General features: G+C 68.6%; 15 protein-coding genes and 1 tRNA gene. 6 read left to right on the top strand and 10 right to left on the bottom strand.

Going from position 1 to position 22,623, the window contains the following annotated elements; genetic code table 11:
* Nucleotides 1-15 precede the first annotated feature (15 nt).
* The 8 genes from ACF8LI_RS04535 to ACF8LI_RS04500 form a co-directional block, all read right to left on the bottom strand.
* Entirely contained in the window at nt 16-1,596 is a 1,581-nt protein-coding gene (locus ACF8LI_RS04535; RefSeq protein ID WP_016452417.1) for an MBOAT family protein, read from the bottom strand.
* Nucleotides 1,597-1,609: 13 nt separating this feature from the next.
* Nucleotides 1,610-2,743 (bottom strand): cell division protein FtsQ, encoded by a 1,134-nt coding sequence (locus ACF8LI_RS04530; RefSeq protein WP_392412185.1) that lies wholly within the window; start codon nt 2,741-2,743, stop codon nt 1,610-1,612.
* Nucleotides 2,744-2,746: 3 nt separating this feature from the next.
* Nucleotides 2,747-3,781 carry a twin-arginine translocation pathway signal gene (locus ACF8LI_RS04525; RefSeq protein WP_392412182.1) on the bottom strand — a complete coding sequence of 345 codons (1,035 nt, stop codon included), beginning with the start codon at nt 3,779-3,781 and terminating at the stop codon, nt 2,747-2,749.
* A 54-nt stretch (nt 3,782-3,835) separates the two neighbouring features.
* The gene (locus ACF8LI_RS04520) at nt 3,836-6,703 is read right to left on the bottom strand and encodes a tetratricopeptide repeat protein (protein WP_392412180.1); all 2,868 of its coding nucleotides are present in this window, start codon (nt 6,701-6,703) and stop codon (nt 3,836-3,838) included.
* Complete coding sequence (locus ACF8LI_RS04515; protein ID WP_074924255.1) at nt 6,700-8,421, bottom strand: glycosyl transferase family protein; 1,722 nt, start codon at nt 8,419-8,421, stop codon at nt 6,700-6,702. The genes ACF8LI_RS04520 and ACF8LI_RS04515 overlap by 4 nt, the downstream gene beginning before the upstream one ends.
* A gap of 42 nt (nt 8,422-8,463) precedes the next feature.
* The gene (locus tag ACF8LI_RS04510) at nt 8,464-10,695 is read right to left on the bottom strand and encodes a hypothetical protein (protein WP_392412178.1); all 2,232 of its coding nucleotides are present in this window, start codon (nt 10,693-10,695) and stop codon (nt 8,464-8,466) included.
* Between the two features lie 99 nt (nt 10,696-10,794).
* Complete coding sequence (gene wecB / locus ACF8LI_RS04505; protein ID WP_392412176.1) at nt 10,795-11,979, bottom strand: non-hydrolyzing UDP-N-acetylglucosamine 2-epimerase; 1,185 nt, start codon at nt 11,977-11,979, stop codon at nt 10,795-10,797.
* 584 nt (nt 11,980-12,563) lie between these two features.
* Nucleotides 12,564-12,653, bottom strand: a tRNA-Ser gene (locus ACF8LI_RS04500).
* A gap of 592 nt (nt 12,654-13,245) precedes the next feature.
* Here ACF8LI_RS04500 and ACF8LI_RS04495 point away from each other — a divergent pair.
* The 3 genes from ACF8LI_RS04495 (at nt 13,246) to ACF8LI_RS04485 (ending at nt 17,296) form a co-directional block, all read left to right on the top strand.
* Complete coding sequence (locus ACF8LI_RS04495) at nt 13,246-14,268, top strand: hypothetical protein (protein WP_392412174.1); 1,023 nt, start codon at nt 13,246-13,248, stop codon at nt 14,266-14,268.
* A gap of 45 nt (nt 14,269-14,313) precedes the next feature.
* Nucleotides 14,314-15,414: a peptidoglycan-binding protein gene (locus tag ACF8LI_RS04490; protein ID WP_034364978.1), complete on the top strand. Its 1,101-nt coding sequence runs from the start codon at nt 14,314-14,316 to the stop codon at nt 15,412-15,414.
* A gap of 70 nt (nt 15,415-15,484) precedes the next feature.
* Nucleotides 15,485-17,296 carry a tetratricopeptide repeat protein gene (locus ACF8LI_RS04485; protein WP_392412173.1) on the top strand — a complete coding sequence of 604 codons (1,812 nt, stop codon included), beginning with the start codon at nt 15,485-15,487 and terminating at the stop codon, nt 17,294-17,296.
* Nucleotides 17,297-17,347: 51 nt separating this feature from the next.
* Here ACF8LI_RS04485 and ACF8LI_RS04480 read toward each other — a convergent pair whose 3' ends face one another.
* Nucleotides 17,348-18,565 carry an MFS transporter gene (locus ACF8LI_RS04480; protein WP_074924265.1) on the bottom strand — a complete coding sequence of 406 codons (1,218 nt, stop codon included), beginning with the start codon at nt 18,563-18,565 and terminating at the stop codon, nt 17,348-17,350.
* A 106-nt stretch (nt 18,566-18,671) separates the two neighbouring features.
* Between ACF8LI_RS04480 and ACF8LI_RS04475 the strand changes: the two genes are divergently transcribed.
* Nucleotides 18,672-19,628, top strand: coding sequence for a LysR substrate-binding domain-containing protein (locus ACF8LI_RS04475; RefSeq protein ID WP_392412170.1), 957 nt, complete (start codon nt 18,672-18,674; stop codon nt 19,626-19,628).
* Between the two features lie 179 nt (nt 19,629-19,807).
* Here ACF8LI_RS04475 and ACF8LI_RS04470 read toward each other — a convergent pair whose 3' ends face one another.
* Nucleotides 19,808-20,071, bottom strand: coding sequence for a hypothetical protein (locus ACF8LI_RS04470; RefSeq protein WP_016452405.1), 264 nt, complete (start codon nt 20,069-20,071; stop codon nt 19,808-19,810).
* A 202-nt stretch (nt 20,072-20,273) separates the two neighbouring features.
* Between ACF8LI_RS04470 and ACF8LI_RS04465 the strand changes: the two genes are divergently transcribed.
* Together ACF8LI_RS04465 and ACF8LI_RS04460 are read left to right on the top strand one after the other, a co-directional pair.
* The gene (locus tag ACF8LI_RS04465) at nt 20,274-20,567 is read left to right on the top strand and encodes a DUF2789 domain-containing protein (protein ID WP_016452404.1); all 294 of its coding nucleotides are present in this window, start codon (nt 20,274-20,276) and stop codon (nt 20,565-20,567) included.
* An 86-nt stretch (nt 20,568-20,653) separates the two neighbouring features.
* Nucleotides 20,654-22,591, top strand: coding sequence for a PAS domain S-box protein (locus ACF8LI_RS04460; protein ID WP_392412168.1), 1,938 nt, complete (start codon nt 20,654-20,656; stop codon nt 22,589-22,591).
* Nucleotides 22,592-22,623 lie beyond the last annotated feature (32 nt).

Raw genomic sequence — 22,623 nt, 5'->3', positions numbered from 1 at the left:
TCTCCAACAGGCGTTTCAGAACTGGAAATACAGGAAGCGGGTTTCCTTGTGCAGGTTGACCAGGCACAGGAAGAGCAGGACCAGGGTCACGGCCGTCCAGCCCGCGCTGGGGCGCCAGCGCATCCAGGCCCGGGGCGCTTCCTGCACCTTGAACATGGCGGGCGAGAAGCGGCCCAGGATCTGGTGGGCATTGGGCGTGAACCAGGCAATGGCCAGCAGCAGCAGCACCAGGGCCAGCTGCATATGGTGGCCTATGGCCAGGCGGATGGCATCGCCCAGTGCCAGTCCCTGGACGTGGGACAGCGACTCCAGCGCCTCCACGCCGCGCAGGCCGGCCATGCCCTTGAGCAGCAGCATGGCGTCGCCCACGCCGTGGGCGCGGAAGAAGGTCTGGGCGATGAGCACGGCGATGAAGGTGATGACAACGCACAGCGCCTGCACGCCCCGGCCCGATTTGCGGGCGGCGGCCGGCTTGCGGCTGACCACGAAGATGCGCCAGGCATGGTTGACCGACAGGTAGAAGGCATGCAGCAGGCCGAAGATCACGTACTGCAGGCCGGCGCCGTGCCAGATGCCCGCCAGCCCCATGGTGAACAGCGTGGGCACGACGATGGTGGCCGCAAAGCCGCCCGGCGTGCGCGCGGCGCTGGAGCCCACGGACAGGCCGCGCTTTTCGCGTGCGCGCGAGATGGCCATGGCCACGGGGTAGTACAGGTAGGCCGTGAGGTAGCGCGTCAGCGTCATGTGCCAGCGCGCCCAGAAGTCGATGATGCTGCCGGCCTTGTAGGGCGAGTTGAAGTTCAGCGGGAAACGGATGCCGAACATGCGCGCCAGGCCCAGGGCCATGTCCGAATAGCCCGAGAAGTCGAAGTACAGCTGCAGCGCGTAGCTGAGGCTGGCGCCCCAGGCGGCCCAGAACTGCAGCTCGCCGGGCGCGGCGAAGCCGGCGTCCGCATAGGGTGCGATCTCGTCGGCCAGCAGCACCTTCTTGGCCAGGCCGATCACGAACAGCGTGCCCCCGATGGACAGGTTGTCCGCGCGGAACCGGTAGTTATCCGGCTGCGCGAACTGCGGCATCATTTCCTTGTGGTGCAGGATGGGCCCGGCAATCAGGTGCGGGAAGAAGGTGACGAACAGCACGTAGCTGAGCAGGCTGCGTTCCTTGACGATGCCCGAGCGGCAGTCCAGCAGGTAGCCGATCTGGGTGAAGGTGAAGAACGAGATGCCCAGGGGCAGGATCAGCTCGTGCATGCCGCCCTGCGTCAGCCCCCATTCGCCCAGGAAGTTGAACAGCGTGGCGAAGTACTTGTAGTGGAACAGTGCCGCCAGGTCCGCGCCCACGCCCAGCGCAGTCACCAGCCCCTGCAGCCGCGCATGGCCGGCAAAGCGCAGGATCAGCCGGCTCACCACGTAGTTGAAGGCAATGGACAGGGCCAGCAGGGCGACGAACTGCGGGTTCCACCAGCCATAGAAGACGAAGGATGTCAGGCACAGCCAGAACGCGGCCAGCCGCAGGCTGATGGCGCCGGCCAGGTAGTGGCCCGCCAGCGCGATGGGCAGGAACAGCAGCAGGAAAAGATAGGAGTTGAACAGCATGTAGCGGGCGGTTTCACGCAGGCGGGGAGGCGGCGTCCAGCTCCTTGAGCGCCGCTTTTTCATCATCCGTCAGGGGCAGGGACAAGGTGTTTTCCGAGAACTCCCAGATCACCAGCCGCAGGCTGGCCGGCCAGGAGGCGCGGCGCTTGAGGGCGGACACCATGGCGCCGCTGAACTGGCCGCCATCCATGCTGAGATTCCAGACTTCATGGCCCAGCGCGCGGCCCAGCTGTGGCGCGAAATTGCTGCGCAGGCCGTTGGAGCTGCCGGCCAGCAGCACCTGCACGGGCGGCGTCTCGTCCAGCAGGCCGCCGCCGCGCACGGGGGTGATGGCCTGGGGGCGTATTTCGTCGCGCTGCGGGCGCCAGCCTGCCGGTGCGTCGGCCAGGCCGGCCAGGGCCAGCAGGTCGCCGGGCAAGGGCTGCAGCGGCCCGGGTGCAGACTCCTCGAAGGCCTGGCTGCCGCGCTGCCCGCCCAGCAGCGGCAGCGCGGCCCGGGCCACGGCCAGGGCGGCGGCGCGTGCGCCCTCGGCGTTCATGTGCACGTCGGTGCGAAAGAACACGGGCTGCGTCTGCTCCTGGGCCTGCAGGGCGGGGCGCAGGTCGGCAAAGGCAATGCCGTCGGCCTGCAGGCGCTGCTGCCACAGGTCCAGGCGCTGCAGCATCACGGGGGCCACGGGCAGGCCGCACAGATGGGCGGCCTCGATGCGCGACTTGTCGGGCACGGCCACCACCAGGGTGGCAATGCCCTTGTCCTGCAACTGCCGCGTCCAGTGGCGCAGCAGGCGCTGGCGCGCCTCGAAGGGTGCGGCGCCCACCCCGGGCTGGGGCCGCAGGCCGTCGCGGTAGAACATCCACTGCGGGCAGCCCAGGGCCACCTGCGCGCCCGTATCGCCCAGCAGGCGATAGCGCAGCGCGGCCTGGCCCGTCTCCAGCGAAGACTGGGCGGGCAGGCGCAGGCCCTTGTTCAGCGCCGTGCCCGCGCGGCCATCGAGCCAGGCCGACAGCTGCAGCTCGCCGGCCTTGGGGCCGTGGCGGGCCAGCGACCAGCCACCCCAGGCCAGGCCCGACAGCAGCAGGGCGCCCCAGATCCAGGCATTGCGCCGGTGGCCCTTGTCGGTTTGCAGGTCTTGCGCGGCGTGGTCCACGGGTCAGCCCTTGAGTGCGGCGCGCAGCCGCTCCAGCCAGGTGGCGCTGGGCATGAGGGAGGCGTTGTCCCACTGGCCGGCCGCGTTGGGGCCGTAGCTGTAGGTGGGCTCGAACATCTGCCACACCAGCACCTGGGGCTTGTGGGCCTTGAAGGCAGGTGACTCCAGATATTCCAGCAGCATGGTCCACTGGCCCACGTTGCCGGGCTTCCAGTTCAGCGAGACGGGGCGGTCCAGCAGGCTGGAGAGCTTTTGCGGAAAGCCGAAGTAGGGCTGGACCATGCTGTGGCCCGTCACATGGACGGGCGCGGGCTCGTCGTCGAGCAGGCCCTTGGCGGGGGCCTGGCGGCGCACGGTATAGACCTCGCGGCCCACCTGCTTGCGCTCTTCGGCGGTGAGAAAGAGCTCGGCCAGGTCGCCATAGCGGCGCTCGGTGACGGTGTCGCCCAGGGCCAGGCCGCTGCCGGCGCGGCCCGCCAGCTGGGGCACCTCGCCCTGGACCATGCGGGCCGTGGCTTCGGCCGTGGCGTCGGCCGCCGCCTGGGTCCAGTGCTGGTCGGTGCGGTAGAACACGTCCTTGCCGCTGTCGCGCACGGTGCGCAGCACGGCCTCGTCGTCGAAGCTGGGAATGCCTGCGCCCTGCAGCGCCTGCAGCACCTGCTTGTAGCGGCCCTGGACATCGGCGCTCATGGCCTTGCCATCGGGCATTTTGTCAGCGTAGAAGCGCACCTTGTCGGGCAGCAGCAGCACCTGCAGCTTCACGCCGCGCGCGGCCAGCAGGTTGCGCGCCTCGGTGATCAGCCGCGTGGATTCCGTGATGCCGGCGCGGTCCACCTGGGTCAGGCTGCCCCAGCCCGGAAACAGCCAGCCGTCCTTGCCCCTGAGAACGATGGAGGAGCTGTCCTGTGCCTGTGCCGTTCCCTGCGCTGCCAGCGCGCCCAGCACCAGGGCGCAGCCGGCCAGCCCGCGTGCGGCGCGCGCCATGCCCGAGCGCAGTCCGTGCAGGGCGAGGCGGGGTGCTTGCTTGGTCGAATCCATGGGAGCTTTCTCCTTTTCTCTTGTCTGTGTGGTGATGGCGGCGGGGCAGGGCTTTCAATAGGACAGCGTCAGCGTCATGAAAAGGCCCTTGGCCCGGTCGGCCTGGCCGCCACCGATGTTGAAGCGGTACTGCATGGACCAGTCCACATAGGACTGGGCCGTGCTGTAGTGGCTTTCGCGGAACCATTGGCGCAGGCTGACGCCCACGCCGGCGCTGGCGGACCAGCTGCTGCCATTGCCTTGCAGGGCCAGCGTCTGCCCCTGCTGGGCGGCCAACTGGGCTGCGGTGGGCGTGGCGCCCGGGGCGGCCTGCAGGGAGCGCACCTCGACGCGGTTCCTCTGCTTGATCCAATCGGCCGCGACCACGCCGAACGGAAAGATCACCAGCCCCTGGTTGATGCCGTCGGCGCGGAAGCTGCGCCCGATGCGGGCCTCGGTGGAGAAGAACCATTGCTCGCGCTTGTAGCGGCCCGAGCCGTCGCCCACCAGGGCACCATTGGTCTGGTCTGTCAGCGTGAAGCGCGAGGCCATGCTCTGGTTGGCATAGCCGGCCTGGCTGTAGCCTTCCATGGTGAACCAGCTGGAGCGGTCCGTGCGCCGGCCCGTGCCTTCGTAGAAGCCGTGGGTGACATAGGCCAGCCAGCCGCCCTGGCCCGCGCCCGCGCTGTACTTGGCCGAGATGGGATTGCCCAGTGCCGGGCCCGTGGGGTTGAGCGGATCGCGCCCGCTCATCAGGCAGCGCAGCTGGGGCGATTCAGGCGTGATGAAGCCCGAGCGCGTGGCGGAGCCGATGTTGAACTGGCGCTCTATGCCAAAGGTCAGCGCGTACTTGGTGGACGGCGTGAAGCGCATGCCCAGCGAGCCCGTGGTGGTGGGCAGGCCCGAGATGCCGCGGTTGTCGCCTGCCTGCACATTGATGGGCAGGCCCGTGCAGGGGTCGATGGCGCTTTGGCCCAGCGTGGTGCCGCCCCCGTCATGCAAGGTGCTGCCCAGCCGTCCGTAGACATCGAAGATGCGCGTCGATGAGTTGAGGAAGTTGGACGGGCGCCAGTAGGCCTCGGCCGTGCCGAAGACGGCGTCGCCCGCCTGGGTGAGGATGCCGTCCGAGAATGCACGCCCCGCCGGCCGCGCGCCCCGGTAGCCCAGGGAGACGATGGCGCCCCATTCGCGCGAGTAGCCGGAGACGGCGCTGCGCGCGTTCTCGCGCTGGCCCGGCGTCAGCTTGGCGGTGCCGGCATCGTCCAGGTCGATGGCTTGCTTGAAGGTGCGCACGGCGCCCCGGCTGTCGCCGGTGCCGGCCAGGGCATAGCCCTCGTCCAGGATGGCGCCCGCAGGCGCCTCGCCCGTGGCGCGGGCGGCACGAAAATCCTGCAGCGCCTTGGCCGGCTCTTCCTGGCGCGAGTACAGGTAGCCGCGCTGCATCAGCAGCTGGGCGTCGTTGGGGGTGAGGGACAGGGACTTGTCCAGCCGCAGCAGGGCCTGGCCCTGCTGGTCGCGGTTGCCTGCGGCCAGCGTGGTGGTCAGCAGCTTTTGCAGCTGCTCGTTGTCGGGGTCCTGCTCCACGGCCGTTTGCGCATGTTCGATGGCGGCCTTGTAGTCCTGGCGCGCGTAGGCCGCATAGGCCTGGGCGCTGGGGCCGCCTGCGCCCTGGGCATCGGAGGGCTGCAGCTCGCAGACCGTTCCGTAGGGCGTGTCGCGGCAGTCCTGCAGCGGCGGCGGGTAGTCGGCCATGGCCAGGGTCTGCGAGGCACCGCGCGTATCGGCCACCATGGGCGTGTCGCGGCCCGGGCGCAGTCCATCGGCTTGCTTGAGGCGGCGGGCCACGGATTCATCCTGCGCCGGCATGGGCGCCAGCAGCGCGCGGGCGCGTGCCGCGTCGCCCGCAGCCAGGGCTGCGTCGGCCGCGATCAGGCGCAGGTTGGCCGATTGCTTTTCGTCCAGCCAGTCCTGCTTGAGCACGTCGTCGAAGTCCTCGTTGGCCAGCGTGGTCTTGCCCTGGCGCTGGCGTATGTAGCCGCGCATGCCCAGGGCGGCCGTGTCCTCGTTGTCCTGCGCCAGTGCCTCGTCGGCAGCCTTTTCCGCGTCGGGCAGCTGCTCGGCCAGCATGAGCGAGGTGATCAGCAGCAAGCGGTGCGATGCCGTTCCCGGCGCCAGCGCCACTGCTTCGCGCGCAAAGGGCACGGCCTGCGCCGGGTTGTTGGCGATCAGCGCCTGGTAGGCCTTTTGCGCCGGCAGCACGGCCTGGCTGCGGCGCAGGGTCTGGCGCTTGGCCACCAGGTCGCTTTTGTTGGGAGGGTCCAGGGCCAGGGCGGCATCTGCGGCCTCGATGGCGGCGCCCAGCTGCTCCTGCGCCTCCAGCGCACCAATCCACAGCAATGCCCATTGGCCTTGCGTGGGGTCCAGGCGAAAGGCCTGCTCGGCCTTGCGCGCGCTGTCTGCGTAGTTCCTGGCGTTGTAGTCGGCGTAGGCCTCGGTGGCGATGGGAAAGGCCTTGTTGTAGGCCTCGGAGGCCGTGGCCGCGCCGCCACCTGCGGCGGCCCCGCCTGCCGCAGCCGCGCGCACATTCGTCTCGGCCTGCTGCAGCGTGGCCTCGTCCATCCCGGCGGCGCGGGCCGAGGCGATGGCCTTGAGCGCTTCCTCGTTCTTGCCCTGCCTTTGCAGCGAGTAGATCAGCAGCATGCGCAGGCGCAGCAGGTCGGGGCGCAGCTGTATGGCCGATGCGGCGGCGCTGGCGGCCCGCGCAAAGCGGCCGGCCTGGTAGTGGGCATAGGCCTGGTTGGCCAACTGCCATGCGCGGCCCCTGAGCGGCGCCTCGGCCTTGACGGCTGCTGCGGCCTGCGGCCAGGCCGGCGGCGCGTTCCAGCCGGCGCCCAGCAGGGCGGCCAGGGTGAGTGGGCGAACGAGGGGTGCGAGACGCTTCATATGCCGGCCCTTGGTGTGCTTGGATTGCCTGTTGCGGCCAAGCCGGGATGTGCCGGGGGATCGGTGGGCTCCCCCTGCTGGAAGCTGATGGCCTCGCGCAGCGTGGCCTCGTCGAGCCAGCCTTGCTCCATGAGGATGGCGCCCAGCGGGCGGCGTTCGCGCCGCTGGATCTCCAGCGCGCTGGCCAGCCGGGTTTCGTCGATGGCCTGCCAGGACAGCAGCAGCTCGCCCAGGCGCTGGCGCTGGTGCACCAACTGGTCTGTGGAGGGGAAGTCGTGCATGGTCTTGTCCCAGGCCAGGCGCTTGCCCGTGACCAGGTGGACGATGAACAGCTTCCAGGCGCGCGCCGCTGCCATGGCATTGATGAAATTGCCGATCACCATGCGCGGGACGGACAGCAAGGCGTGCTCCCAGCCGTACAGGCGCGAGACGAACCAGGCGCGCTGCACCACGCGCAGCAGCAGGGCGACGACGTTGACGCTCATCAGCGTCACCAGCCAGCCATTGGGGGCGAACAGGGAGGGGTAGTAGACCGTCCACCAGCCCATGTGGTCGGCCAGCAGGAAGACCAGGAAGTTCAGCAGCAGCAGATAGGCCAGGATGGCCACGAAGGAGGTCACCAGCCCTTTGCGGTCGCGGAACAGCAGGTACTTGGTGGACAGCGGCCCGGCCCAGCCGACCTGGCTCCAGCCCTGCAGGCCGATGCCCAGCGTCCAGCGCGCCTTTTGCCGGTAGGCGGTCTTGAAGGTGTTGGGAAAGAACTCGCGTATGCCCAGCGGCATGGTGAGGGTGGACACCTTTTCCTTGCCCAGGCCGAATAGCGGCTTGCGCCGTATCACGTAGTCCACGGGGAATTTGCCGAAGATCTGCTTCATGCCCCGGCGCGCCAGCCGCGCGCCGATGTCGTAGTCCTCGGTCAGCGTGTCGGTGTTGAAAGGCTGGTTGTGGGTCTCGGCGGCCAGTTCCTCCATCGCCTTGCGCGAAAAGCAGGTGCCCACGCCGGCCGAGGGCACCATGTGCGACATGCTCTCGCGCACCACCAGGTCCTTGGTGTGCCATTCGGCGAATTCGTCCATGTAGGTGCCGGCCACCAGTTCGTACCACTCGCGCTCCAGCGAGGTCACGGGCAACTGGATGAAGTCCATGCGCGGCAGCAGGTAGTTGTAGTACTTGAGTTCCAGCGGGTGCAGCACGTCTTCGCTGTCGTGCAGGATCAGGCCGGCAAAGGGCTCGGGCTGCAGCGTGTTCTGCTGGAAGATGGCCTGCACGATCCAGTTGAGGCAGTCGGCCTTGCAGGTGGGGCCGTCATGCGGCACCTCCACGCGGACCAGCTGGCGGTAGCGCCGGCGCATGCGCTCGACCTCATTCTTGGTGCGCTCGTCGTTGCGGTAGGTGCCCACGAAGATCATGTAGTTCTTGTAGTCCAGCGTGCCCACCATGCTCTCGAGCATGGGCGCGATCACGTCGTACTCCAGCCAGGCCGGCACCATGATGGCCAGCGGCTTTTCCTCGACCTCCTGCAACTGCTGTGCCTTGAGCGGCTGGTAGCGGCGCTTGACGGTCAGCGCGCGCCAGGCCTCGCGCACCCAGTACCAGGCATCGATGAACAGGTCATCGATGCTGGACAGCAGGATGATGACGGCCACCACGGCGCTGGTGATCTCCAGCGCGTGGTAGTAGTCGGCCACCAGGTAGGGCCAGTAGAGGGAAGAGATCATGGTGATCGCCTCATGCCGTCGTCATCGTGGCTCGGGCCCGGCTCAGTGCCTGGGCTGCTTGCTGCGCGCCACCGCCCAGGCCAGCAGCACCAGCAGCACCACCACGACCAGCGCAATGGCGATGCCGGGCACGCTCCAGGACAGGAAGTTGCGCCATTCGTGGAAGGCGCCTTCGCGCGGACCGGGCGGAATGCCGGCATCGGGGTTGCTGCTGTCCACCCAGGCCAGCGGGCCGTCACCGCCGATCACGGCGATGTTGCCGCGATTGAGCAGGAAGGGCTCGCCCAGGCCGCCAGTCCACTCGCCGATGGCACGCCACAGCACGCCCTGCTGGCCGCCGGCAGTGACCACTTCGGCCGAGGACAGCTGTTTCAGCCCCTTGATGTCCAGCCAGTCCAGCGACTTGCCGCGAATGCGCAGCTGCTGACCGTCCGTGACCGTCACCAGGGGCTTGGCGCCGTCCACCGGCACCTCCATGGCCACGAAGGGCATGGAAGGCTTGGCGGGCGCATCGGCCTGGGCCACGACCAGCTCGGCCTGCGAGGCCGACAGGCCGCTGGCGGCTGCCAGGTTGGCCATGCGCTCCAGCGCGGCCGGCGCGGCCGACAGGTAGCTGGCAGGCACCAGCAGCTGCGACCTGGCGCCCAGCAGGGGCAGCAGGCCGATGAAGCTGCCGTTGGGCTCGGCCTTGCCGGGCGTCACATAGCTGATGGCCGGCAGCACGCTGGCGGGATAGGGCTGGGGAATCTCGTTGCAGTCGGCCGAGTAGGGCTGGCGCTGCACCGACACGCGCAAGGTGTTGTTGATGCCCAGCGCGTAGCCGGGCACGCGGGCGCGCAGGCGCTCGGGCTGGCCGTTGGCGTCCAGCTGGCGGGCCGACAGCAGCATGCCGTTCCAGAACAGCGTGGCCACGGGGCGCGTGGCCGAGGCGCCGGGGGCTGCGGCCACGTACAGCGTGATCTCGCCCGGCATCCGGCCCTGCGAGGCGACGGCGCTCAGCGGGAAGTTCATCGTCCACTCGCCGCGCGACAGCACGTCGAAGCTGTCGGGGCTGCCGCCCAGGCTGGACAGGCGTATGCCCTTGGCCTCGTCCCATTGCGGGGGCTGGGCCGCAGCCACCGTCACGTTGTCGCTGACCAGCAGGCGCTGCAGGGCGGCCTCCTGCAGGCCGGCCACGCGCGCACCCGCATCGGAGGCCACGGCCAGCACCATCTGGCGGCCCATGGGCAAGGCACGCAGTTGCTGCGAGGCCAGCGCCTCGCTGGCCAGCGGCGCGCGGCGGGCACGCCATTGCTGCAGCGCCTGGCCCGCATCGGGGTCGGTCGCCAGCTGGGTCTGCAGGGCTGCGAAGGCGGCGGTCAAACGCTGCTGCAGTGCCTTGTCGGCCACCACGATGTCGCCGCTGACCTGGGCGGCCCCGAGCATGAGCAGCGCGCCCAGTTCGGCGTCACTGGCCAGCTTGTGCTGAGGCTCGGCGCCCCGCAGCGCGGCAAAGGCGGGCACGCCGGCCAGGGCGGCGGGAACCTCCAGGCCGCGCAGGTCGATCACCTCGCCCACGGCAGGAAGGGCCCGTACCTGCATGCGCCTGTTGTTGCGCTGCAGGCTGGCGCCGATGCGCCAGGCGCTGTCGAACGAGGCCTGCTCCAGCTGCCTGCCCGACACCAGCACGGTGGTGCGCACGGGCAGGGTGTTCCAGACATCCTCGATGGTGCGCACATCGCGCGGGTCCACGCGGTAGCTCAGGCGTGTCTGCGGTGAGATGGTCAGCGAGTTGGCGAGGGAGTGGTTTTCGTCGCAGCGCTGCTGGCTGTTGTTGCGGTTGCGCCAGTTCACGCCCAGGCGCACGAAGTCGCTGGCGCGCGCAGGCTGGGCCACGGGCAGGTTGCGCTGCAGCGTGCCTTCGCCGTCCGGCACGGTCTGGGATACGGCCGGCGTACCGTTGAGCGAGATCACCACGGTCGAGGTCCCCGGCTCTCCCTTCAGGTAGCGGCCATCGAAGGCGATGCTGGCATCGACCAGAGGCAGGCCGCGCGGCACGGGCAGGTAGAAGTCCTGGGTGGCCGTGCCGGCCAGCACGACCGGGTCGACAATGCCCAGCTCCTTGAGCGTGACGCTGCGCTGCAGCCCGTCGCTGGCGCCCAGCTGCCGTATGGCGTCACCCAGCGCCGAGGCGGATGCCGTCTGGGCGAACAGGGCGCCCAGGCCCAGCAGCGAACCCAGCGCCCAGCGGGCCCCGGTGCGGGAAAACGAATGGCGGTGGATGGTCGGTTGCATGGGGGGCCTCTTTTTCACTTCGGTGCTCGGTTCGTGACGCGATTCGTGACACGTTCAGTTGCTGCAGGGCGGCTGCCGTTGCGTTGGGACTGGCGGCCTTCAGGCCGGCGCCAGGCCCTTGCCCATGGTGGCGAGGATGCCTGCCGGTCCGGCGGCAAACTCCTCGAAGGGCTGTCCCAGCAAGGCCCGTACGATGCGCTGCGAGGCCCGTCCGTCGCCATAGGGATTGATGCGGCGCGCGAACGAGGCGCGGTGACCTTCATCGGTCAGCAGGCGGTTCACCTCGGCCACGATGCGCGCGCGCTGCGTGCCCACCAGCAGCACGGTGCCGGCCGATACGGCCTCGGGCCGCTCGGTCACATCGCGCATCACCAGCACGGGCTTGCCCAGGTAGGGTGCTTCCTCCTGCACGCCGCCGGAATCGGTCAGGATGATGCGGGCCCGCTGCATGAACCAGACGAAGTCCACATAGTCCAGCGGATCGATGAGGCGGATGTTGTCCATGCCGCCCAGCGTACGCATGACCACCTCGCGCACGGCAGGATTGAAGTGCACCGGGTAGACGATGAGCAGGTCCGGATGGCGCCGCGCCAGCTCGGCCAGCGCGGCGCAGATGTTCTGGAAGCCTTCGCCGAAGTTCTCGCGCCGGTGGCCCGTGACCAGCAGCAGCGGGCGCTGCGCGTCCACCCAGGGATGGCGCCCGGCAATGTCGCGGGCCAGCTCGGGCTGGGCATCGAGCCGGTCGCACAGCGTGGCCAGCGCATCGATGACGGTATTGCCGGTCACGGCGATGCGGCCCTGCAGGTTCTCGCGCAGCAGGTTGGCACGCGACGTGGGCGTGGGCGCGAACATCCACTGGCTGACCACATCGACCACGCGGCGGTTCATTTCCTCGGGAAAGGGCTGGGCCAGATCCCCCGTGCGCAGGCCGGCTTCCACATGGCCCACGGGAATGCGCCGGTGAAATGCTGCCAGCGCACAGGCCGTGGCCGTGCTGGTGTCGCCGTGCACGAGCACGTAGTCGGGCTTTTCCTGCTCCAGCACGCCGTCGGCGCCCGCCACCACGCGGGAGAACAGGCCGTTGAGTGTCTGGCTGGGTTGCATGACGGCCAGGTCGTGTCGGGCCTGCAGGCCGAACAGCTCCATCACCTGGTCCAGCATCTGGCGATGCTGGCCCGTCACGCACACCACGCTTTCGATGCCGCGCGTCTGCGACAGGGCCGTCACCAGCGGCGCCATCTTGATGGCCTCGGGACGGGTCCCGAAAAACGAAAGAATTTTCATGCCAACCCCTTTGCGTCTTCTTGTGCTCTTCGCTCCTGCGTTGTTCTGGTGCTCCGCGCCCGGAGAGCGGGGGCCGTCTCAGCCCGAGGGCGGGCCGGGCAGGCTGCAAGGCGGTGTGGAATATACGTCGGGTTTTTGGCTTTTTCGATCGGCTTGGCGTCTCTGATTGAAAACTATCGTCAATTGAGTGAAATTGACGGAAATTAAGAGGACTTGAAGGGATTTTGTGACATTGCTTTCCATTTGGAACCTCCGTCGGATCACTCACCCTGCAAGCCTCTTGCGGCTGGGCCTGGATGCTTGTTCGCGCCGCGCTGCGGTTGCACAAAGCTGCGCGCCTGGGTGCTTTGTTGCAGCTAGTACATCACTGAAACAAGGCTGTGCCTGTCGGACACCTGCGTATTGCATGCCCAGGCAGGGGTCTGCGCAAGGCTTGAGGGGCAGGTGCAGCCTGTGACTTTCCCTGATGCGCTGACGGCCTGCCGGGTGGATGCGGCGCGAGGCTGCGCAGGGCAGGGCCCGGGCCGAATGCAGGCCCGGAAACGAAAACGGGCCCCGTGTAGGGGCCCGTTTTGCTGGGTGTATGGCGGAGAGGGCGGGATTCGAACCCGCGGTGGGGATTAGCCCACACACGCTTTCCAGGCGTGCGACTTAAACCGCTCATCCACCTCTCCGAAGCCCTCGATTGTAGCAGTGATTTCGGGCGTCCACGGTAAGAAACTGGTGCCGGCTGCGCTGGCCCGTGCGGCGATGGTTGCCCCACTCAGGGCCTGCAGTGCAACCGTGGCAATGCCGGGTGTTGCCTGTCCGGGCGCGGACAGGCGGGTAGTGACGGCAGGCAATACCGTGACATGGGACGGATTTGCGATGGGTTCAATGCATGCGCCTGGTGGTCATCCACTGATTTTCAGGGTGGAAAATGTAATGGAGTTCGTGTAAATGGAAGGTGCCGGAATGCGGTGTAAATCTCCGGTGCGGCGCGTCCATCTGTGGCGACATTTTTCATGTGTACAAGATGGTATTTTCATTGCCCATCTGTGTTGGTGCAAGCTATTGATATTGTTGAGGTTTCTTGAAAAAAACACCGCCAATGAATCGGTATTTGCACGGGGTCCGGGAGGCATTGCGGGGGACGAATTTCCTTCATGCGGCGTTGGATGCATTTTGCAACAGACATCAAATGGGAGCTTGTGGAAAATGCCTGCGCCGATGAAATGCAGCAGTAACGGATTTCCGTCTGGCAAATCATAGGAACTCGCTATCACCATGGCTTCCCACTCAATGCACGCCGATTCTCCATTTCGCCAGACGCCGGTATTGCCCGCACTGGCCTTCGGGCTTGTGGCGCTGCTGGGTACGACGGCGTTCGCTGCCGGGCTGCAGCGGCAGGTGCTGGAAAGCCTGCCGTCCGGCACGGCCAAGGGGGCGCCTGCCTATGAGTTGTCCCTGCCTGCCTGCACGGCGTCGGCCTGTCCCTTCGAACTGAGGCTGGTGCGTGCCGGTATGGAGCAAGGCAAGCCAGCGGCGCTGGCCTGGCCTGCTTCAAGAGGGCAGGCCCAGCTGGCGCCATCCGATCCGCTGTACGGCGTGGGCGATCCCTTGTCCGAGGCCGCGCAGCGCGCGCGCGTCTGGACGACCGGCGAGGAAGAAGGCACGGTCACCGCTGCGGCGCGGACCTTGCGCCTGCCCGGCGTGCAAGGCGGGGCGCGCGCCCTGCTGGTCACGCAGATGGGCGGCTTCGACCATCCCAAGCGCCGCCATGCGCTCTATGTCGCCACGGCCCAGGGACCGCATCTGGCCTGGCAGTACGAAGAGCCTCCAGGCAGCCACCAAAGCTGGGTGCTGGCGCCCACGGGCCGGATCCCGGTGCTGCTGGTGCGCTATGACTCACCGCAGGACGACGCCCCCGACCAGATCGAGACCCGCAGCCTGCGCTGGAACGCAGGCCGGCAGGCGTTTGCCGAACAGGCATCGGCGCCGCCGGCTGCCGTGCAGGCCGTGGTGGCTGCGCGCTATGCCGGCGTGGCCGCCGCGCGTGCAGCGCGCGCGCAGCAGGCCGACTGCCTGGGAGGCTATGCCGTGGTGCTCACACGCCCCGCAGGAGCTGCGCCGCATCACGCCCTGGTGCAGGTGGCCGCGGATATGGCACAGGCACATGCCGAATCGCTGCGGCTGCGTGCCTGCTCGGCCAGGCTGCAGCCGCGCACGGTGCCTTTGGCGCATCTGCTGCCGAAGGCGGAACAGGCGCCCGGCCGGAAACCTGAACGCAAGACCGATCCCGCCCGCTGAGCACGTGCAGCGCGTGACACCGACAACCGCAAAGAGGGAAGACACATGCCAGACATCAAGGACAGCGTAGGCGAGGGCGGCAGCAACCAGGTCCATGACGTGGCCCTGCTGCAGGCCATGCTGCGCGTGGTGAAGGACGCCAAGAATGCACCCTATCTGGGCGTGGACTACGACGGCAGCTACGGCGCGCAGACGCGCGCCGCGCTGGAGCGTTTCCAGAACGACCACAAGCTGGCGGCGGCCAAGGCCGCGCCCGGCCAGCCGCAGGCCGGTGGCGCCAAGGAGGCACTGGGCCTGGCGGCAGCCGGTGGCGCCACGGTGGCCAAGCTCAGCGCCATGCTGCCCGCATCGCACCAGAACATGCGCTCCGCGAACAACTCCAAGACGGTGTATATCGAGGCCAAGGCCCAGGATGCGGCCACCAGCAAGGCCGCCATTGCCAACGATGCGGAGTACGAGCCCACCTTTCGCGCCAAGCTGGCCAGCCTGGTGCAGCAGATGTACGACACGCACAAGATCGCGCTGTGGATCACGCCCACCGGCCGCCGCCGCACCTTTGCCCAGCAGGCGGCAGAGACCCAGACCAAGGCCGGCCCCGGCGAGAGCAACCACAACTTCGGCCGGGCGGCCGACATCGGCTTCAAGCGCTTCCAGTGGGTCAAGGGCGACGGCAGCATCGTCACCGATGCCGACTGGCTCAACCAGCTGCACACCGCCAAAGCGGCCGATGCCGCGCGCTGGTGGGATGAGCGCGACCGCCTGGCCGCCAAGCAGGGCCTGCTGCCGCTGAAGTTCGAGCGCGTGCACCTGCAGGCCTTCGCCCAGGAAGGCGTGAGCAACCAGCGCTCGCTGGCCAAGCTGCTCAATGCCGTTTCGCAGAACAACATGCGCTGGAAATCCGCCTACCAGGCCGACCTGCAGTCCCAGGGCAAGCACTGGGTCACCGTGGGTTCGGCCAAGTCCATCTGGGCCGGAACGGCCTCCGTGACCAAGGCCGATCTGGCCAAGGCCCGCACCCTGGCCACGGGCAAGCAGGTGAAGGAAACGCAGATCACCCAGGACGAGGTGGCCGCCATGCGCCGCATGCTCAAGGCCGATTTCGAGCAGGCCGACCTGAACTGGTCCAAGTGGGCACCCGTGCCCTGAGCCCGGCCGGACGTCTGCCGCCCGCCGCGCGGGCAGGCGCCACTGCCGTGCATCTCCCGGAGAAAGCATCTTGAGAACCGACTATTCGAAGGGCGAGGCCGCGCTGCGCGTGCCCTTGCCCCTGTCCATGTCCATGTCCATGCCCGTTTCCCTGTCCCTTTCCGCCTCTGCCGGTGCGCCCACCGGGCCGCCCGCTGCGGTCCGTGCGCCGCAGGACGTGCTGTCCGGTGTGCGCGTCGCCTCGCAACTGCTGCAGGACTTTCGGCCCATCACCGAAAGCATCGAGTGGGAGCTGGGCCATCTGCATTGGGCGCAGGCGGGCCTGTTGACCTTTGCCGAGAACGAGGTGCCCTATGTGGTCAACAACAGCGGCCGCCTCTCCGAAGATGCGGCGGCCCTGCTGTTCCATCACTGCGCGGACACGGCGCCGCAGGGCACGATTGCCGTGCTGGAGCTGGGCGCGGGCTGCGGCCTGTTCGCGCGCATGTTCCTGCAGGCCTTCCGGCACCTGTGCCAGCAGGAAGGGCGTGATTTCGACCAGCGGCTGGTCTGCTACGTGACAGACGGCCCGCCGCGCACCGTTGCGCAGTGGCACGAGCGCGGCCTGTTTGCCGAGTTTGGCGGCCAGGTCGTGGCAGGCTGCTGCGACGCCATGCACCCCGAGGCCGTTCGGCTGCACGACGGCAGCACGGTGCCGCTGCCGCCGCTGCATGCCGTGTTCTGCAACTACGTGCTGGATGTGCTGCCCGCCACCGTCGTGCGGCGCCAGAATGGCGGGCCGGTGCAGGAGCTGCGCATACGCACCCGCCTGACGGACGATGCCCAGCTCGTGCGCCAGTACACCGCGCTGTCGCCGCATGAGATCCGCGCCCTGGTGGATCACGCGGATGCGGCAGAGCGCGCGCGCCTGCTGCCCCTGGTGGGCCTGTTCGAGCAGGAGACGGGATTTTTCGACTGCGGCGACGCGGCACTGTCGCCCTGGGTGGATGCCGCCCTGTCCGTCAGCCAGGACGCGACACGCCTGCTGGTCAACCACGGCGCCTTCGGCGCGCTGCAGACGCTGCAGCAGCGGCTGGCGCCCAAGGGCCTGGTGCTCATCAACGACTACGGCGCCTGCACGCCCGAGGCGGCGGCCCAGTCGGGTGCCTCCCAGCGCTTTGGCCGCACCAGCGCCATCGGCCTGAACTTCCCGCTGCTGGCGCAATTGTTCGGGCGCGAGGGCTGGCAGGTGCTGGCGCCTCCGGGCGATGCGCAAAGGGCCATCCATGCGCGGCTGCTGATCGGCGAGGGATGCGAGCGCACGGCGGCCGCCTTTCTCAACCGCTTCAGCGCCGACGCGCAGCAGTTCTTCGAGGCCCCGGCCCATGAGGCCCGCACGCACCTGGAGTCGGGCCGGCAGGACGCCGCGCTGGAAAGCTACCGCCAGGCCATCACCCGCAGCCCGCGCGACTGGCGCCTGCTGGGCGAGGTGGCGGAGTTCGTGGGCCTGCAGCTGCGGGACTTTGCGGCAGGCATCGAGCTGGCGCGCAGCGCGCTGGAGCTCAACCCCTGGCTCAGCACCTGGCTGTGGAACGTGCTGGGCGACTGCCTGTTCTGCCAGGAGCAGTTTGCTGCCGCGCATGACGCCTACCTGCAGGCCGAGCGCATAGACCCGCGCGATGCCCGCACCCAGCTCAACCTGGCCTACACCTGGCAGCAGTGCGGCGACCCGGGGCGCGCGCTCGCCTGCATCGCCCAGGGCCTGGCGGGAGATGCCCATGGCGTGCACACGCAGCGCCTGATGGAAAAGCAGCAGCAGATCCTGGCGCAGATCGCTGCCCTGCGTGCCTCGCAGGAGCAGCGGCTGGCGCAGCGCGCGGCGCGTCTGCAGGCCGGGGCATAGGCAGGCCAGGGCATAGGCTGGCAGGCCCGCCAACGGCCCGGCCTGCCAGCTTCAGTGCTGGCGGCCGGCCAGCCGCACGCCCAGCGCTGCCGCCGATGCCGCGCAGGCCAGGGCCACCACGCCGCCCCAGCCCCATTGCGCCAGGGCCAGCGCGCCCAGCGCGGAGCCCGAGGCCATGCCGATGAACACGCCCGTGAACAGCAGCGCATTGAGCCGGCTGCGCGCCGCAGGCTCCAGGCCATACACCAGGGTCTGGTGCGCCACCAGCGTGGCCTGGATGCCGAAGTCGAAACCGATGGCGCTGGCCACCAGCAGCGGCAGCTGTGCGCCGGCCGGCAGCCAGGGCGACAGTGCCAGCACGGCGAACGATGCCAGGGCCAGGCCCGCACCCAGGCAGGTCACGCGCTGCGGGCCGCTGCGGTCGGCCAGCCGGCCTGCCAGCGGGGCGGCCAGCGCACCGGCCGCACCCGCCAGGCCCAGGGCGCCGGCAGCGGCGCTGCCCATGTGGAACTGCTGGTGCAGCATCACGGCCAGCGTGGACCAGAACGCGCTGAAGGCCACCGACAGCAGGCCCTGTGCCAGTGCCGCGCGGCGCAGCGCAGGCTGGCTGCGCCACAGCTGCACCATGGAGCCCAGCAGCGCGCCATAGCCCAGTTGCGTGGTGGGTTTGAAACTCGGCAGCCCGCGCCACAGGGCCACCCCCAGCAGTGCCATGGCAGCGGCGGCCAGCAGGTAGACGCTGCGCCAGCCCCCATGCTCGGCCAGCAGGCCGCTGACCACGCGCGACAGCAAGATGCCCAGCAGCAGCCCCGTCATCACCGTGCCCACCACCTTGCCGCGCTGGTGCTCGGGCGCCAGCGTGGCGGCGGCCGGCACCACGTCCTGCGCCAGGGTGGCGGCCAGGCCCACGGCCAGGCTGGCAGCCAGCAGCGGCGCCAGGCCCGGAGCCAGCCCGCTGGCCAGCAGGGCCAGCATCAGCGCGGCGGTCTTGGCCAGGATGATGCGCCGGCGGTCCATGCGGTCGCCCAGCGGTGCCAGCAGCAAAATGCCCAGCGCATAGCCCAGCTGGGTCAGCGTGGGCACAAAGCCCACGGCGCGTTCGCCTGCGCCCAGGTCGGGGCCGAGCACCCCCAGCATGGGCTGGCTGTAGTAGAGCGAGGCCACGCCCACGCCCGCCGTGGTCGCCATCAGCAGCACCAGCGATGCCGGCACGCCGGCAGCCTGCGCGCCCGCAGCGGTTTGCATATGCGTAGATTGAATAGAAGACATGTTGAGGCGCCTGTCAGGCGCAGTTGAAAAGCGATGGCCGTAGTGTGGTGCGGCGCAGCACACCACGGTAGTGGCTGCGCCTGCAGAATCGATATACGCTTGGCGTATGACCCTTGCCGACCTTCCCCTGCCTTCTGGCGCTGACCGCATCGAACTGCTGCAGACCTTTGTGCGCATCGTCGAAAGCGGCAGTCTTTCGGCCGCTGCGCAGCAGATGTCCACCACCCAGCCCACGGTCAGCCGGCGCCTGCAGACGCTGGAGCGCGCGCTGGGCCTGCGCCTGCTGCGGCGCTCCACCCACGCCATGGCGCTGACCGACGACGGCCAGCGCTGCCTGGAGCACGCGCGCGAGCTGCTGGAGGCATGGCACGCGCTGGAGTCCGACCTGCGCGGCGCCCAGGACACGCCGCGCGGCCTGCTGCGTGTGGTCGCGCCCCACGCCTTTGGCCAAGACCAGCTCATGGCGCCGCTGCTGGCGTTTCTGGACCGCCATCCGGCCGTCAAGGTCGAATGGCTGCTGCATGACCGCCAGCCGGACTTCATTGCCGAAGGCATCGACTGCGCCGTGCAGGTCGGCACCGTGGTCGACCCTTCGGTGATTGCGCTGCGCGTGGCCGAGGTGCCGCGCATTGCCGTGGCCGCGCCTGCCTTGCTGGGGCAGGGCAGCGTGCCCCAGCACCCGCGCGAACTGCAGGGCCTGCCCTGGATTGCGCTGCGCACCTTCTACCAGCGCGAGCTGCAGCTGCACCGCGTGGGTGATGAGCGGGTCTGCAAATCCTGGCGCCTGCAGTTCGAGCCCCGGCTCAGCACCGACAGCCTTTATGCGCTGCGCAACGCCGCCCTGGGCGGACTGGGCGCGGCCCTGGCCTCGGCCTGGATCGTGCGCGAGGATCTGGAGGCCGGCCGCCTGGTGCATCTGGCGTCCGACTGGCAGGCGGCGCCGCTGCCCGTGCATCTGGTCTACCCACCCGCGCGCCACCAGCCGGCGCGGCTGCGCGCCTTCATTGCGGCCATGCGGGAAGTCATGCCGGGCCTGACGGGAATGCGCGCGCCGCTGCCCTGAGTTGCTTGCTGCATCGTGTCCGCCCACGGCACCAGCCCCGACCTGAACCTGCCCGGTGCGCCGCGCAGTGTGATGTTGGCGCTGCGGCACAGCTTCTGAGGCTGCGCCCGGCATGGCCGGGCTTCTCCAAAAGACAAAGGCCCACGCGAGTGGGCCTTGGTCTATCCGGGCGTTGCCGTCTACTCGGTCGCCTTCTTCAGCGATTCCTTGGCGTTCTCTGCCGACTGCTTGGAGCGCTTGTTGTGGTAGTCCGACTTGACGTTGTTCACGGCCTTGCCGACTGGCCCGCTGTCCTTGGCCTTGGCGTCGGCCTGCTTTTCCTTCACCTTGTGGTCTGCAGCGTCGGCGGCTTCGGAGGCGGCCTTGCCCACCTGGGCATGGACGGGTGACAGGGCAGCGGCAGCTGCGAAGGAAATGGCGGTAGCAAGCAGCAGTTTCTTCATGGAATGCAATGTCCTGTGATGAGATGGCTGCATGGTGCGCCGGACCGCCGAGGCAACCGTGTAGGAGCAGGGCTTTGCACGGCGCGGGCGCTGCGGCCCACTCGCAGAAGGGCCGCCGACGGCAGCTTGCTTCAGTGTCCGACATGGTGCCGCCGGCCGAGCTTCTAGCCTTGAGCCAACCCCGTACAACAAGGACCCCCCCATGATCACAGCCGAACCCACCATGACCAATCTTTTCGACCAGCTGGGTCTGGACTCCAGCCCGGAGGGCATCAAGCAGTTCATCCTCTCGCACCGGCTGGAAAAGGACACGCTGCTGGTGGATGCACCGTTCTGGACCGACGCGCAACGTGCCCTGTTCTCGCAGCAGTGGCATGCCGATGCGACCTGGGCGCTGGTGGTGGACCAGCTCAGCGAGGCCTTGCATGCCGAGCCGGACCTCCAGGCTGCGCCTTCGCCCGCAATTGCCGGGCACGAGCAGGAGGCTCGTCCCTGATTCTGTGATGCAACCGCTTGCGATGAACCCGTGGTGCTTACAATTTTTCCGGCTCGTTCAACCCATTTGCCTACGGAGTCGTTCACATGCTGACCTCGACTGGTCTGGCGCCGGCCCCTGCAGGCTCCGACGCACAACTCCCCCTTGATCCGGGCCTTGCTGCTTTGGAGGCCTTTCCGGATGCAGTCTTCGTCGTCGGACTCGATGGACGCCTGGCGCGCTGCAACCGCCATGCGTTGAGCCTGTTGGAGCATTCCGGCGATGCCCTGGAGGGCAGTGTTTTCGAGGACCGCTTCGTCGCCAGCAGCGGGCGCGCAGGCTGGTTCAACAGCCAGTGCGAGCCCGCAGGCGCCGCACGGCAGGCCAGCCGCTGGCCCTTGCTGACCTGCACGGGACGCGAGCGGCCCGTGGCCTCATGCAGCTCGCGCGTACGGCTCGGCGATGGCAGCCTGGCCCTGCTGCTGAGTGTGCGCGAGGCGGATGCACCCCCGTCCGGGGCATCGCAGGCGCTGGCCGTGCCTTCCCGGTCCAGCCCTCTTTCCAGCGCCGAGCGCAGCTTTGCCTTGCTGGTGCAGAGCGTGACCGACTGTGCGATCTACATGCTGGATCCCGAAGGCCGCATCGTCAGCTGGAACCTGGGTGCCAAGCGCATCAAGGGCTATGAAGAGGACGAGGTCCTCCATACCCATTTCTCGCGCTTTTACACACCAGAGGACCAGCAGGCGGGGCTACCACAGGCGGGACTGCGCACGGCCGTCAGCACCGGCCGCATGGAGGCCGAAGGCCTGCGCGTGCGCAAGGACGGCTCGCGTTTTTGGGCATCGGTCGTGATCGATGCCATCTACGACGAGGGCCAGCTGATCGGTTTTGCCAAGGTCACGCGTGATGTGACGGAGCGCAAGGCTGCCGAGGCCCAGCTGCGCCAGGCCTTGAAGATGGAGGCCATCGGCCGCTTCACGGGCGGGGTGGCCCATGATTTCAACAATCTGCTGATGGCCGTGCTCAGCAGCCTGGAATTGCTGCGCAAGCGCATGCCGCCCGACGATCGCCTGCGTTCGCTGGTGGAGATCGCCACGCGCGGCGCACAGCGCGGTGCCTCGCTGACCCAGCGCATGATGGCCTTTGCGCGGCAGCAGGAATTGAAGACGCAGGCCGTGGACGTCGCTGTGCTGCTGACCGGGATGCAAGGCCTGCTGCAGCAGACGGCTGGCCCGCATATCTTTCTGAAGATGGCCCTGGCCTCAGACCTGCCGCGCATCGCCACCGACCCCAGCCAGTTCGAGAGCAGCATCCTCAGCCTGGTTGCCAATGCGCGCGATGCCATGCCGGGCGGCGGCGTCATCAAGATCACGGCGGCCGTGGAAACCACGCTGCCGCGCCAGCTTGCGGGCCTGGCCTCGGGCTCGTATGTCTGCGTGCGCGTGGTGGACACCGGCGAGGGCATGGACGAACAGACACTCTCGCATGTGGTCGAGCCCTTCTTCACCACCAAGGGCGTGGGCAAGGGCACCGGCCTGGGCCTGGCCATGGTGGACGGGCTGGTGGCCCAGTCCGGCGGCAAGCTCGTGCTGCACAGCGCCCTGGGCAGCGGCACCACGGTGGAGATGTGGATGCCCGTCTCCAAGGACGAAAGCACGGCCTGCCATCTGGGCGGGCAAAGCGTGCAGGACGTGGGGCCCCTGGATGTGCTGCTGGTGGATGACGACCCGCTGGTGAGGGCCAATGCCTCGGCCCTGCTGGAAGACCTGGGCCACCGCGTCACGACCCTGAGCGCCGGGCAGGAGGCCATCGACCTGCTTGCGCGGCAGGCGCGCTTCGACGTGGTCATCTCCGACTACGCCATGCCCGGCATGAACGGCGTGGAGCTGGCCCGGCATATTGCAGCGCGATACCCGGGCCTGAACTTCATCTTGGCCAGCGGCTTTGCCGACATACCGGCACTGCCACCAGGAATGACGCGGCTGGCCAAGCCCTATTCGCAGGACGATCTACGCCAGCTGCTTCATCAGCTCGGGAAGGCTTGAGCCCCTGGAAAGCCGCGAGATCCTGAGCCGGC

The organism is Delftia sp. WSY_12 (assembly GCF_043104645.1).
Classification (GTDB): Bacteria; Pseudomonadota; Gammaproteobacteria; order Burkholderiales; family Burkholderiaceae_C; genus Comamonas; species Comamonas tsuruhatensis.
This window is presented reverse-complemented; position numbering and strand designations above follow the sequence as displayed.